This window comes from Stenotrophomonas sp. MH181796 (assembly GCF_009659995.1).
Classification (GTDB): Bacteria; Pseudomonadota; Gammaproteobacteria; order Xanthomonadales; family Xanthomonadaceae; genus Stenotrophomonas; species Stenotrophomonas riyadhensis.
Genome location: NZ_RAHU01000014.1, coordinates 23582 through 36849 on the forward strand (window position 1 = coordinate 23582; position 13268 = coordinate 36849).

11 protein-coding genes are annotated in these 13268 nt (G+C 64.5%); all 11 read left to right on the forward strand.

The window, feature by feature from the left end:
* The 11 genes from D5301_RS23560 (at position 1) to D5301_RS23610 (ending at position 13152) form a co-directional block, all read left to right on the forward strand.
* A complete protein-coding gene (locus D5301_RS23560) occupies positions 1-3504 on the forward strand; it encodes a phage tail length tape measure family protein (RefSeq protein WP_153857041.1) in 3504 nt (1167 codons plus the stop codon).
* Positions 3505-3506: 2 nt separating this feature from the next.
* A complete protein-coding gene (locus D5301_RS23565) occupies positions 3507-4481 on the forward strand; it encodes a hypothetical protein (RefSeq protein ID WP_153857042.1) in 975 nt (324 codons plus the stop codon).
* A gap of 3 nt (positions 4482-4484) precedes the next feature.
* Complete coding sequence (locus D5301_RS23570; protein WP_153857043.1) at positions 4485-5459, forward strand: hypothetical protein; 975 nt, start codon at positions 4485-4487, stop codon at positions 5457-5459.
* The gene (locus tag D5301_RS23575) at positions 5459-7159 is read left to right on the forward strand and encodes a hypothetical protein (protein ID WP_153857044.1); all 1701 of its coding nucleotides are present in this window, start codon (positions 5459-5461) and stop codon (positions 7157-7159) included. Before D5301_RS23570 ends, D5301_RS23575 begins: the two co-directional genes overlap by 1 nt.
* Positions 7156-7938 (forward strand): phage BR0599 family protein, encoded by a 783-nt coding sequence (locus tag D5301_RS23580; protein WP_153857045.1) that lies wholly within the window; start codon positions 7156-7158, stop codon positions 7936-7938. Before D5301_RS23575 ends, D5301_RS23580 begins: the two co-directional genes overlap by 4 nt.
* A gap of 11 nt (positions 7939-7949) precedes the next feature.
* The gene (locus D5301_RS23585; protein ID WP_040006695.1) at positions 7950-8180 is read left to right on the forward strand and encodes a hypothetical protein; all 231 of its coding nucleotides are present in this window, start codon (positions 7950-7952) and stop codon (positions 8178-8180) included.
* Positions 8177-8341: a hypothetical protein gene (locus D5301_RS23590; RefSeq protein ID WP_153857046.1), complete on the forward strand. Its 165-nt coding sequence runs from the start codon at positions 8177-8179 to the stop codon at positions 8339-8341. Before D5301_RS23585 ends, D5301_RS23590 begins: the two co-directional genes overlap by 4 nt.
* On the forward strand, positions 8341-8553 hold the full coding sequence (locus tag D5301_RS23595; RefSeq protein WP_049407163.1) for a hypothetical protein: 213 nt from the start codon (positions 8341-8343) through the stop codon (positions 8551-8553). The genes D5301_RS23590 and D5301_RS23595 overlap by 1 nt, the downstream gene beginning before the upstream one ends.
* The gene (locus D5301_RS23600) at positions 8546-10804 is read left to right on the forward strand and encodes a hypothetical protein (protein WP_153857047.1); all 2259 of its coding nucleotides are present in this window, start codon (positions 8546-8548) and stop codon (positions 10802-10804) included. The genes D5301_RS23595 and D5301_RS23600 overlap by 8 nt, the downstream gene beginning before the upstream one ends.
* Positions 10805-10809: 5 nt before the next feature.
* Complete coding sequence (locus tag D5301_RS23605) at positions 10810-12246, forward strand: tail fiber domain-containing protein (protein WP_153857048.1); 1437 nt, start codon at positions 10810-10812, stop codon at positions 12244-12246.
* 144 nt (positions 12247-12390) lie between these two features.
* Positions 12391-13152, forward strand: coding sequence for a DNA adenine methylase (locus D5301_RS23610; protein ID WP_134951640.1), 762 nt, complete (start codon positions 12391-12393; stop codon positions 13150-13152).
* Positions 13153-13268: the final 116 nt, after the last annotated feature.

Below are 13268 nucleotides of genomic sequence, written 5' to 3' on the forward strand. Positions count from 1 at the left end.
ATGGCTTCCTCGCGCAACCTCGAACTGGCGATGCGTATCGCCCTGGACATCGAGCAGGTGCGCCAGGCGCTGCCAGTGGTCCAGAAGGGGCTCGCCTCGGTCAAGGGCGCCGGCCAGGATGCCGGCGCCGGCCTGGGCGACGTCACGAAAGAGGCGAAGAAGGCCGCTGACGCATTGGATCGGGCCGCCCGCAACAGTGCCGCCTCGGGCAGCCAAATGGAGGATGCTGGCCAGAAGGCGGCCGCCGGCGCGGCGGGCATGGCCGCGGCAGGAGAATCAGCCAAGGCCATGTCGACGGATGTGGCGGCCGCCGCAGATCGCGTCCGAACGTCCGGCGCGGCGGTGCAGAAAACAGTGGCCGATGAGATCCGCCTCATCTCCGAGCTCGATGCACGTCTGGAGCGCGGCGCGGCGAGCATGTCCGACCTGGCCGACACCGAGGCGATGCTTGATCGGGTGATGGCGCGCGGCCTGATCACCACCGAGGACTACAACAGCGCGCTCAAGGCGCTGGATAAGCAGGAAGCAGGCCTGGCTCGGTCGGAGCAACAGCGCCAGCGTGCTGTTGAGGGCGCCCTGGGGCGCTATGACAGTGCATCGGTAAAGCTGCAGAAGCTGGAGCGGGACGAGCAGGAGCTCAAGGCGGCGGTGGATGCCGGCCGCATCAGCCGCGAGCAGTACAACCGCGCCCTCGCGGGCATCAATGTACAACGCAACGCCGTCAAAGTTGCCGAAGCGACCAGTCGCAGCCTGGGCGCCGGGGCGATCTCGGCCGGCCAGTACCAGATGGCCATGCGCCAACTGCCAGCGCAGATCACTGATATCACCACCAGCATCGTCAGCGGCATGCCGATCTGGATGGTGGCCATCCAGCAGGGCGGCCAGCTGAAGGATTCCTTCGGCGGCGTGGTCCCGGCCGCGCGCGCACTCACCGGTGCGCTCAATCCCGCGGTGGTCGTCTTGGGCGGTGTGGCCGCCGGACTGGGTGTTGTTGGCTTTGCCGCGCTGCAGGGCTACAAGCAGCTGCGAGCCTTCGACGCCGCTGTGATCTCGACAGGCCATTCACTTGGCGTGTCCAGTGGTCAGCTCTATGCCCAGGCGAATGCTGTCGGTGCGGTCACTGGCGAATACTCCGATGCAACGGCAGCTGCGCAGCAACTTGCGGCCAGCGGGAAGCTGACCGCCAACACCCTGTCTACAGCGATCAGCGTCGCAGTCAACCTGGCCAAATTGACGGGCGAGTCGATTGAGGGCACCACCGCCAAGGTGGTCGAGGTCTCCAAGGCGCCTTCGGCCACGCTGGCCAAGCTCAACGAGCAGTACCACTTCCTCACCGCAGCGGTGTACGAACAGGTTCGGGCGCTGGAGGACCAGGGCAAGGCGACCGACGCCGCCAAGACAGCGCTGGAGGCCATCGCCAATGTCAGCGACCAGCGTGTCAGAGAAATGGAGTCGCGGGCCGGATATCTGGAGCAGGCGTGGGATGCCGTTGCTCGTACGCTTAAGCGCGTCTGGCAAGGACTGAAGGACATCGGTCGCACCGACTCCGAAGCGATGCTCCGGGCAGAAACTGCGGCGATGCGTGGTACGACCGAGCAACTGCAGCAGGCGTTGAAGAACGGTAATGCCCCAGCCATCGGCTACTACTACGACCAGCAGATCAAGCAGATCGACCGGCTCCGCAAGGCGCGGGCCGCCTACGATCGTGACGTCAATGCCGCCGAGAGCGCCGGCCAGGCCCAGCGGGTCCAAGATGCCGGCGTCGAAGCCGCCAAGGCGATCGCTTCAGGTCTCGAAGAGGGTGCCAGCAAGGCCGAGAAGCTGAAGAAGGCAACCGAAGAGGTTGCCAAGCAGTTCCGCGAGTTGCGCAAGGCCAATCCAGGAAGCGACCTCCTCAAGGGTGTCAGCTTCGGCGACGATGGCAGCGTCAGCGGCGGCGCCTATGACAAGCGGGTCGCCCAGCTGCAGGAGAAGTTCAAAGAGCGCACTCGAAAGACGCCCAAGACCGAGAGCCAGAAAGATGAGGCCGCCGCACAGCGGGAGCTGGAGCGGCTCAAGCAGCAGATCGATCTGGTCGGAACGCTGGATGAGACCCGCAAGAAGGCGACCGAAACGTCCCGCATCCAGGCGGCCATTGCAGAGGGCAATTTCCAGAACGCTTCGGCGAAGACCAAGCAGGACCTGCTGGACGAAGCCAAGAAGCTGGATCTGGCCAACCTCCGGGTCGAAGCCGACCGCAAGATGCTGGACATCCGTGATCGCATTGCGGCCTTGCAAGGACGTGGTCCCGACGCAGAGCTGGCCAAGACCACGCGCGAGCTGACGAAGCTGAAGGAAGAGCTGGAGGCGGCGGGCCGAGCAGCGGATGCCGCCGACATTTCCAAACTGATGGATCTGAGCAAGGCCAGCACTGACCTCAAGAATCTGCAGGAGACCTACGACAGGGTAATGGGAGGCATTGCACTGGCCCAGCAGCGGATTCAGCTGGAGCTGCAGGCGGGCCTGATCACTCAGGCGGGCGCGCAGCAGCGTGTGGTCGACCTCTACCGCCAGCAGTCTGGTGCTCTCCAGGCGCTTGTCCCCCAAATGCAGGCCGCCGCAGAGAAGCTGAAGGATCCGGCCGCACTGGCAAACGTAGAGCAGATCAAGCTCAAGCTGCAGGAGATGGAGGCGACCACAAACCTGCTCCAACAGTCCATCCGTAACACGCTTGAAGGATCGTTCTCGAACCTGTTCACCTCGCTGATCATGCAAACCGATTCGCTGTCCGAGTCGGTGCGCAACTTCTTCCTCAGCATCGCCCAAGGCATTGCCGAATTCGCGGCCGCGCAGTTGGCGCAGGCCGCGACCATGAAGTTGATGGGGCTCTTCGCCGGCGACAAGGGGAATGGCGGTGGTGACGGCGCGCAGGACATGGCCAAGGCTGCGGCAGCTACTGCGGCGGCGGGCGCGATCGTCAGTGTGGGTGCCTCCAAACTGGAGACCTCGGCCACCACCCTTGGTTCGTCCAGCGTGGGACTCATTGTCGGCGCGCAGGCGATTTCCCAGGCGGCCCGTCAGATGCAGGCTGCTGCTGCAGCAATGGCCGTTTCCAGCGCGGCCGGCTACTCCAGCGGTGGCTTCACCGGACCTGGTGGCAAGTACCAACTGGCGGGCTTTGTTCACGCCGGCGAGTTCGTCCACCGCCAGGAGGTGGTGCGCCAGCCTGGTGCGCTGGCATTCCTGTCGGCCTTCAACCAGGTCGGTATGGCGGCAATCGATCGTTGGCGCGGCTATGCCGATGGAGGGCATGTGGCCGCGATGCCCATGCTGCAGCGGTCCCCCGTGTTCACCAGCGCAGCTTCGGCGCCGCCGAGCACTGCCGCGCAGTTGGGCCTGCGCGTGATCAACCAGGTTTCGCCGGACCTGCTCGACCAGTACCTGGACGATCCAGGCAGCGACACCACCGTCATCAACAAGATCAGCCGCAATTCTGCGGCCATCCGCCAAGTATTGGGACTCTGAACATGGCCTGGGTAACTGACACCGCAGCCAACATCACCGACCTCATGGCCCGCCTGCGGGACTTTCTCGCCACCAACTCCACCCTGGTGGCGGCGAACCAGCAGTGGCAGGTCGTGGGTGGTGTGGCCAGTGGACCGATCGCGGCCAACGATTTCGTGTCACTCAAGGGGCGAGGTCTCGCCGGCGAAGACGAGATCTACCTCTCGCTGCAGGCGTGGATCGTTCCCGCCAGCAACTACTACAACATGCGGATGCGCGGCCACACCGCGTACAACCCCGCGATTCCTGGCGTCGACCCGGCCGGCGCCAACTCGAATTACGTCACTCTGCTGGGCGTCAACTCGGCGATCAAATACTGGTTCATCGCCAACGGCCGCTGCTTCAAGGTCATCACGCGCATCAATGGTCGCTATGACGCCATGTACGCGGGTTTCATTCTGCCCGAACACCTGCCTGGGGACTGGAGCTATCCGCTGTTCATCGGTGCCTCCTGCCTTGATAGCAATGCAATGGCGTCCTTGGACACCTACCAGCATTCAAACTTCTGGAATCCAAATGCCTCGGGGCAGAACAACAATTCGCTGAGTCAGGCCTACCTCTTTACGCCGGTGCAGGCATGGTTGCCGATTCGCAATCGCTACCAGGACAACGCGTTTACCCGAGCACGCATGACGCTGCCGTGGGCGCCGGGCGTAGTGAACCAGAATGTGCGCAACTGCCTCGACGGCCAGCGCTGGCTGAAACGGGGCCGGCTCATGGGAATTGGTTGGCTCTCCAGCAGTCCCGACCGAGGAAGTCGTGTCGATGACATGCCGGAAGGTGGGCAGTTCTATGGCGACTTCGATGGCGTGTTCTACACGCCAGCCTTTGGAGCAACGGCCGAACAGATCGCCACCGTTGGCGGTAAGGATCATCTGCTGGTGCCAAACGTGTATCGCACCGGCGATGGCGAGTACGCCGCATTTGCCCTGGAGTGAGAGATGGCCTACGCAGAATTCAGCAACATTCCGAACCTTCAGACGCTGATCGATCTTGTCGTTCAGTTCGCTCAGGCCAATGGCTGGACCGTGGAGCGCAACAATCTTTCGGGTGCCAACCGCACTGCCACCCTCCGCATTCCAGGGGTATCGGACTACATCCACCTGTTCAACTCGGACCAGCTGTCTTTGCGATCCCGCCTTTCGATTGGTTACGACGGCGGCGCGGCTCCTGCATCGCAACCACTGGTTTCGCCGCGCGACGTATCAACCTATGAACTGGTCGGTGCATTCCCGAGACTGAAGCTGTTCTCCAATGGCTACGCCATTCATGTAGCCATTTCCCAGGCCATCGCCGGCGAGTATCGCCATCACGCTTTCGGTGTCCTGGAGAAGGCGGGTGCCTATACCGGCGGGACCTATGTTGACGGTACGTATTGGGCGCGCACTGGCGGCTACAGTGGGATGGTTTCGTCGAGCGGCAACAATGTCGTCCTGTTCGGTTTTAACACCAGCAACACCGGCTGCGGCCACGTTCGGGCGGATTCGACCGAGGATGGCCGAACCAATAGCTACAACCTGCTGTGCAACTACTTTGGGAGTTCGCTGAATGCTGAGGGCCAGGCAGGCAGCAGTGTCGGCACAATCGCGCAGACGACCAGCTCTTCGAACTACGACAGCAACTGGCTTGGGTATGCCTTGGGGGGCGCGGACGAGAACATCTTCTCGGGTCGCAGCATTCTCCACCCCATCCAGTTGAATGTGCGCCGCGCCGGTGCCTCGCCCTACCTGTCGCCGCTGGGGCGCGTATCGGGCCTTCGGGCCTGCTATCTGGAGAAGCTGGAGCCCGAACAGGAGATCACAATTGGTGATGACACCTGGATGGTGTTTCCTTGGCTGCGCAAGCTGGCAATGAGCAGCGTCACCGACGCGCCGCCGGCCAGTGGTAACTATGGCTGGGCGGTGAAGAAGTCCTGATGGCCATTATTCTTGCCAACCAGCAGAGCGTGGGGCCGAACTGGCGCAGCGCCAATCTGGCAACGCCACGCACCCGCAGGCCCCTATCATTCAATGGGGTGCTCGCCGCGTACAGCCTTCGTGCTGGCCCGACCAGGGAGTCGACCATCGTCGAAGCGGATCAGCGGTCGAGCGGGCCTGAACAACGCACCTCGTTCGATGACTGGTATCACCGAATCCACGTCCTGCCGCTGCGCATTGACCTCGGCAACTTGGTGACCAATCAGGTCCGTTACGTTCAGCTTTGGAATGCCTACCTTGCGCCTCAGACGTTGAACTCGGTGGCGCTGGACAATGGTGAAGGCATCGAGCTGGTCGGTCCTGGCTCGCCGCCGCTGGCCTTCGTGCCGCTGCAGCTTCGCCGATGGCAGCTGTCGATCACCACGGAAGGTGCGCCCGTCATCGCGGCCACCTTGTCCTTCGACTTCGTGGCGCTGGGACGGCGCACCGTCGCGATTACCGGCAATCGCATGTCGGCATGGATGCTGCCGCCGGACTGGGAGCGACCTGTCACCGAAACGCTGGCATGGACGACGGACGTCCAGCAGTCGGTCGGTGGCGGCGAAGCTCGATTCCCGCTTCGTAGTGCGCCAAGGCGATCCTGGGAGTTCAGCGTGCTGGCCGATCGCCGCGAACGCCAGGTGCTTGAGCAGGCTCTGTTCGACTGGTCGGCGCGCACTTGGGCACTGCCGGTTTGGAACGACGTGTCGTGGCTGAGTGCGCGCCTGGCGCTGGGCGTGCAGTCCATCCCGGTCCAGGCCGCCACGCAGCGCGACTACCGCCCCGGCGGCCTGGCCATGCTTTGGAAGGACGTCACCACCTACGAGCTGGTGGAAGTGGCCGACATTGCTGCCGACAGTCTGCAGCTGGCCCGCCCCACGGCCAACGCCTGGGCACCTGGCACACGGGTGCTGCCCTGCAGGACAGCTCGTATTGCCGAGACCCCCAGCCTGGAACGCGTGACCGACCAGGTCATGCGCTCGACCGTGCGCCTGGCGGCGGTGGAGACCTGCGACTGGCCAGCAGCGGCGCCGGCGGCGGTCTATCGCGGTCGACCTGTGCTGGAGCAGCGCCCCGACCTCGACCAGGCGCAGACGGCCGAGTTCGGCCGGCAGCTGGTGGTGATCGATGGCGATATCGGCCCTGTTGCCGTCGATGACATCACCGGCAAGGCATGGCCACTGCAGTCACATGCCTGGCAGACCTGGGGACGCACGGAGCAGGCCAACCTGCGCAGCTTGCTGTACTGGTTGCAAGGCCGGGCGGCCGCTCTGTGGGTGCCGTCTTGGGCCGACGACCTGGGGCTGGTCGAGCCAGCCCTGACCACCTCCAGCGGCATCGTGATCGCCTGGGCGGGTGTGGCTCGCTTCGGGCGTGCTCAGTCCGGCCGGCGCCACCTGCGCATCGAGTTGTTCAGTGGCCAGGTGCTGTACCGGCAGCTGCTTGAGGCCACAGAGCTGGATCCACAGCGGGAGTTCCTGCAGCTGGACGTGCCGCACGGCATCGCCCTGCAGCCGAGTGCCATCCGCTTGATCAGCTGGATGGTGCTGGCCCGCCTCAGTTCCGACACCGTGGAGCTGTCCCATGAAACCGATGGTGAGGGCGTCGCGCGTTGCCGCGTGTCCTTCGCCGGCATTGGCGCTGAGGAGAGCGAACCGTGAGCCTGTTCTCCCGCCATGTCGAACTGTATGAATTTGGGCGCGGTTCCCAGCGCTGGCGCTATACGTCCAGCGATCGAGTCGAGATCTACGATGCGCAGCCGTTCAGCCCCGAGGCCATCAAGCGCGGTCGCCTCGGCCAGTCGGCACAGGAGGCCAGGTCCAATCTGGAGGTGACTGTACCGCTGTCCATCTCTTTGGCGTCAGTCCTGCGGCCATATCCGCCGACCGATCGCATCGTCGTTCGCTGGCGGCGGATTCGGAAGAGCGACGGCGCGATCCGCGGCACCTGGAACGGCGTGCTGAGCGACTTCAGCGAGCGACAGAATGATCTGATCCTGACCTGTCAGAGCAATGCCGGCGCCGCCGCGACGAACGGGCTTCGCCGATGCTGGCAGGCGCAGTGCCCGTTCGCGCTGTTCGATGCCGATTGCGGCCTGAATCCGGAGCTGTTCCGAGTCGATGGCGTGTTGTCGGCCGCATCCGCTCAGACGATCACGTCCACTGCCTTCGCGGCGAAGCCGGACGGTTGGTTCGTCGGCGGCTTCATCAAATGGGTGCAGGGCACGGCCATCGAGTACCGCTTCGTGGTGGGCCATGTTGGGCCGACCCTCACCTTGCTTACCGCAGCGCCGCTCGTTGCGGGCGCACTGGTGTCCGCCTATCCCGGCTGTGGCCATGCCCTGCAGATCTGCCACGAGAAGTTCAACAACGCGCTGAACTACGGCGGCCAGCACACCATCCCGCCGAAGAACCCCTTCGGACCTGATCCCATCTTCTAAAGGAGCCTCCCATGTGGGTTCAAATCGTCGTAATGATCGTGGCGCTGATCGTCAGTTACGTGATGCGCCCGAAGCCTACGGTTCCGAAGCCGGCCGCCCTGGAGGACTTCAATGTCCCCACCGCCGAGGACGGTCGCGAGTGCAGCATGGTCTTCGGCACGAACTGGATCGATGATCCCAACGTGCTGTTCTACGGCGATCTGCGCACCACACCGATCAAGGTCAAGGGTGGCAAGAAATGAAGTTCCAGATCAAGCCGGTCCTCCGGCGCTACTGGTTCGGGCACCCGATCTTCTTCGAATGCCGCCGTGAGGGGTACGGCTACCGCCGTTGCTGGCTCTGGGTCGATTTGGTCGTGGACTACCGCTATTTCGTGGATGGCCGCGAGGTGGCGCTGTGGTGATGGTGACGGTCGAACACGCACGCGCGGCCAAGCTGGGCGAGCAGAGCGGTGTGCTGTGCGCCGCCGGCATCCGCACCTGGATGGATCGGCATGGGCTGGATCTGCGTCGCTTCCTGGATGAAGGCCTGCCGGTAGAGCAGTTCGAAGCGCTGGACGACGCCTTCGCACGGCGCTTGGCGGCGATCGCCCGCGAGGAGGCTGGCCGTGGGTAGTGGCAAGAAACAGACCGTAGGCTATCGCTACTACATGGCCCTCTACATGGGCGAATGCCTTGGCCCGGTCGACGCGCTGCGGGAGATCCGCGTGGGCGATCGCAAGGTCTGGGACGGCAGCGCGCAAACGGCGTGGACCAAGGTACTCGGGATGAACATCCCCAGGACGGTGCCAGCCACCGGCCCGATTACAGCATCTCGATCGATCACCATTCTGGCGCCGGAGATCTTCGGCGGCGACAAGGGCGAAGGCGGCATCGTCGGCACACTGGAGGTGCGCATGGGCGAGCCCGCCCAGATGCCAAGCACCTATCTGCAGTCGCTGGTGCCCGGCCCGTGGCCAGCTGCCCGTGGCCTGTTCACGACGGTTTTCAATGGCCAGGTGTCGGCCATGAACCCGTACATCAAGAACTGGACGAAGAAGGTCTCGCGCTGGCGCCAAGGCTGGAAAAAGGGTCTTTGGCAGGGCGACCTGGTGCAGATCGATGAAGGGATGAACCCGGCCCACATCATCTATCAGGTGCGCACTGAGGGCATGGGCCATCCGATCGACGTGATCAACGACGAGAGCTTCCGCAAGGCGGCACAGACGTTGAAGAACGAGGGGTTCGGCCTGTGCCTGAAGTGGTCCCGATCAGTTCCTGCAGGTGAGTTCATGGACATGGTGTGCGACCACATTGGTGGCATGCGCATCGAGGATCCGGTGACGGGGCTGACCGAGCTGGTGCTGGTGCGGCCGGACTATGACCCAGCCACCCTGGAAGAGATCGGCCCGGCGAACATCATCGAGCTGCTGGAGTGGCAGCAGCCGATGCTGGAAGGCAGCGTCAACGAGATCACGGTCGTCTACCGGGATATCGCCACCAACAAGGACGCGGCTGTCACTTACCAGAATCTGGCGAGTGTTCAGGCGCAGGGCCGGGTCGTCAGCAGTCGCAAGAACTATCCCGGCCTGTGGAACGCAGCACTCGCGGGGCGGGTTGCGGCGCGCGAAGTGGCTGCAGTGAGCAGCTTGCCCTGCAGGGTGAAGATCCGGGTGCGCCAGGATGCCGGCCCCTTCAAGCGCGGGCAGGTGCGTGCCCTGTCGTGGCCACGGCGCGGCGTTGCCCGCATGCCAGTGCGCATCCTGGACGTCGACGACGGCACACAGACCGACACGGCCGTGGTGTTGACCGTCGTCCAGGACGTCGCCGGCATGGCCGCTGCCAGCTACATCCAGCCTTCGGAGAACGCCTGGGTGGAGCCGGATACCAAGCCCAAGCCGGTCACCGTGCAGCGCCTGCAGGAGGCCAGCTACCGCGACCTGGCCACGACTCTCGGGGCGTCGGAGCTGGCTGCTGTGTCGCCTGACGTCGGCTACCTGACTTCGATCGGTGTACGGCCGACCTCGGTGGCGTTCGGCTACACGCTGCAGACCCGGCTGGGAAGTGCGCCGTTCGCCGAGGCGGGCGCGGCCGACTTCGCCCCCACTGGCCTGCTGATCACCGCAATGACGGCCACCACAACGGCGATCGCGCTGTCCGCCGGCGTCAGCCTGGACATGATCGAGGTCGGCACCGAGGCGTTGATCGATGACGAGCTGGTCCGGGTGGTCTCGATCGACCCGGTGGCCGCGACGCTGACCGTGGCCCGTGGTTGCGTGGACACGGTGCCGATGCCGCATGCCGTGGGCACGCGGGTGTGGTTCACCGACGAATACGTCGGCTTCGACGGGCGCGAGTACCTGGCCAACGAGTCGCCCCAGGCGAAGCTGATCACCCGCACCAGCCAGGGCGAGCTGAATCCGGATCTGGCTACGACGATCGGGCTGACGCTGCAGCGTCGCCAGATCCGGCCCTATCCGCCCGGCCGCTTGCGCGTGCAGGGTGAGGCCTATCCGCCGGAGCTGTGGACGTTCGGCACCGAACTGACGGTGCAGTGGGCGCACCGCGATCGCATCCTGCAGGCCGACCAGCTGGTCGACACCACGCAGGGCAACATCGGGCCGGAGCCTGGCACCACCTACACCGTTCGCTGGTACCTCGCCGGGGCATTGGTGCGGACGCAGGCCGCCATCAGCGGCACGACCGACACCTACACGCCGCCCGCCGGCAGCGGTGGAAAGCAGATCCGTGTCGAAGTCGAAGCCATCCGTGATGGCTACCGCAGCTGGCAGATCCAGCAGCACACCTTCCTGTACCGCGCGCAGCTGGTGACCGAGGCAGGCGATCGCCTGGTCACCGAAGCGGGCGACCCCCTGATTCTGGAGTAACGAAAATGGTCGACGTAAAGATCGCTGGTCTCCCCAATGCCGCAGCTCTCACTGGCAACGAGCAGATTCCTGCCGTGCAAGGTGGCGGCACCGTGAAGCTCCTGGTCAGCGCGATTCGGGCAGGAATGGCCTCCGACAACAGCGTGGTGCATACGACGGGTGATGAATCCATCGGCGGTACCAAGACCTTCACCGGCCGCCCTGTACTCAACATCGGCATGCGCCTGCCCGTTTCCCAGCAGCTACGCTTCGGCGATGGTGTGGCGGCCGACGTGGGGGCGATTACTGCCAACAGCGTCGGTACGGCGATTGTTGCTGGCAACGCAGCTTCTGGAAGCGGCGGCCTGTTGTTGCGCCCCAATAACGCGGCATCCGTTACTGGTCAGGTAGCTCTAAATGCCGATGGCAGCATGATCTTCGGAGGGTTGCAGGCAGCCAAGCTGGCCACCATGTCCAGCTTGGGGGCGGTCAACGACTCTGGCGCACAGACGATCGCAGGCAACAAGACCTTCTCTGGCGCATCCCTGTTCACCGGATCGATCACCCAGCGCACCGGCACTATTGGTGGCGTGGAGATCCAGTCGCCGACGGGTATCCCCGGGATCGTCGGCCGGAATGGCGATCCAGCGGACGTCAACAATCAGTACCGCCACGACATCCACTTCGGGGCTGGCTTCGTGCGCATGCTGGCCAGTACGGCTGTTGGATCGACTTCTCCGCTCGGCGGCTGGCGCATGGATGCGCACTTCTATCCCGTGCAGAACAACACCATGTCGTGCGGCACACCGTCCAATCTGTGGACCCAGGTGTGCTCGACCAACGGCACGATCAACACGTCGGACGAACGCCTGAAGACGCCTCTCGTGCCCATGACGGACGCGGAGGAGGCAGCTTTCCTGGAGATCAACGAGCTGCCCATGAAGTGGCAGTGGCTCGCGCGCATTGCAGAAGAGGGCGATGCGGCGCGCTGGCACGCAGGCCCCTCCGTCCAGGCGGCGATCGCGATCATGGAGAAGCACGAACTCGAGGCCTTCAGCTACGGCGTGTTCTGCTACGACGCTTGGCCGGCCCAGGACGAGGTGTGGAGGGAATGGCCCGCTGAGGCGGCCGAAGTCATCGAGTGGCCGGCAGTGCCCGAGCAATGGGCGGATGTTCCTGCGGAACTCGACGACGCCGGCGAGATCATCGTTCCCGCACGGCGTGAGCTGATCCAACTGGCCATGCCTGGCGGGCGGGTCGTGCTGAAGGAAGCGGTCGAGGCAGGGCGCGAGTTGGTCCAGCCTGCGATCGCCGCTGGTGACCGCTACAGCTTCCGCATCTCCGAGTTGCACGCCTGGATTCTGGCCGCTACGGCCCGCCGTGACCGCCGCGAGCGAGAGGCGGCCGAGCTGCGTCTGGCCAGCATCGAGCAGCGCCTGGCTGTCCTTGAGGCCGGCAAGTAGTTCAAGAACTGGGCGCCGGCCGATCAGCGGGAACTGATCGGCCGGCGCCGCAACACACGCGACAGCCCGCGTGCAATTGGCCAAGGCCCAGCCCCCTCGCGCGGGGAGGCTCAGTCTGGCCGCGATCCATCGCAGAGGCTGAGAATGAAGACCACAACACTGTTCCCCTGGCCCGGCGGGAAGACCCGCCTACTGCCGCATCTGCTGCCCCTGGTGGCCGAGAACCCCCACCGCACCTATGTCGAGGCATTCGCTGGTGGCGCGGCTCTGCTGTTCGCCAGGGAGCCGGCCAGGGCTGAAGTCCTGAACGACTGCCACGGCGAGCTGGTGCGGCTGTATCGGGTGGTGGCCAACCACCTGGAAGAGTTCGTCCGCCAGTTCAAATGGGCGCTGACGAGCCGCGAGATGTTCCGCTGGTGCCAGCTCCAGCACCCGGAAACCCTGACCGATATTCAGCGCGCCGCGCGCTTCTACTACCTGCAGCGCCTGGCGTGGGGCGGGAAGGCGACAGGGCAGACGCCCGGCTTCGGCCGGGGTGGAAAGGGGCTGAACCTGCTGCGCATCGAGGAGGATCTCAGCGCGGCACACCTTCGGTTGCACAAGGTGACTGTCGAGCACCTGGCGTGGCAACAGTGCCTGACCAAGTACGACGGGACCGATACCCTGTTCTTCCTCGATCCGCCGTACTGGGAGACCGAGGGGTACGGGGCACCCTTCGGCATGGAGCAGTATCAGGAGCTGGCCATCCGCATGGCTGCCTTGAAGGGGGCCGCGATCCTGACCATCAACGATCACCCCGCGATGCGAGAGGTCTTCAGTCCGTTCAGGGACCGGGTGGTCCCCATCCGCTACACGATCGGCCGCCAGGCTGTTCAGCGGCGGGAGCTGATCTACACGACCTGGTAGGGAAGCCAGGGCATGGGGCGGTTTCCGCCCCGTGCAATTTCATTCCGCTGGGTGCAACATTGGCCGCCAACCGTTTATCTCACCTCGGTCGGGCGATTTATCGCGCGCCGTTACAC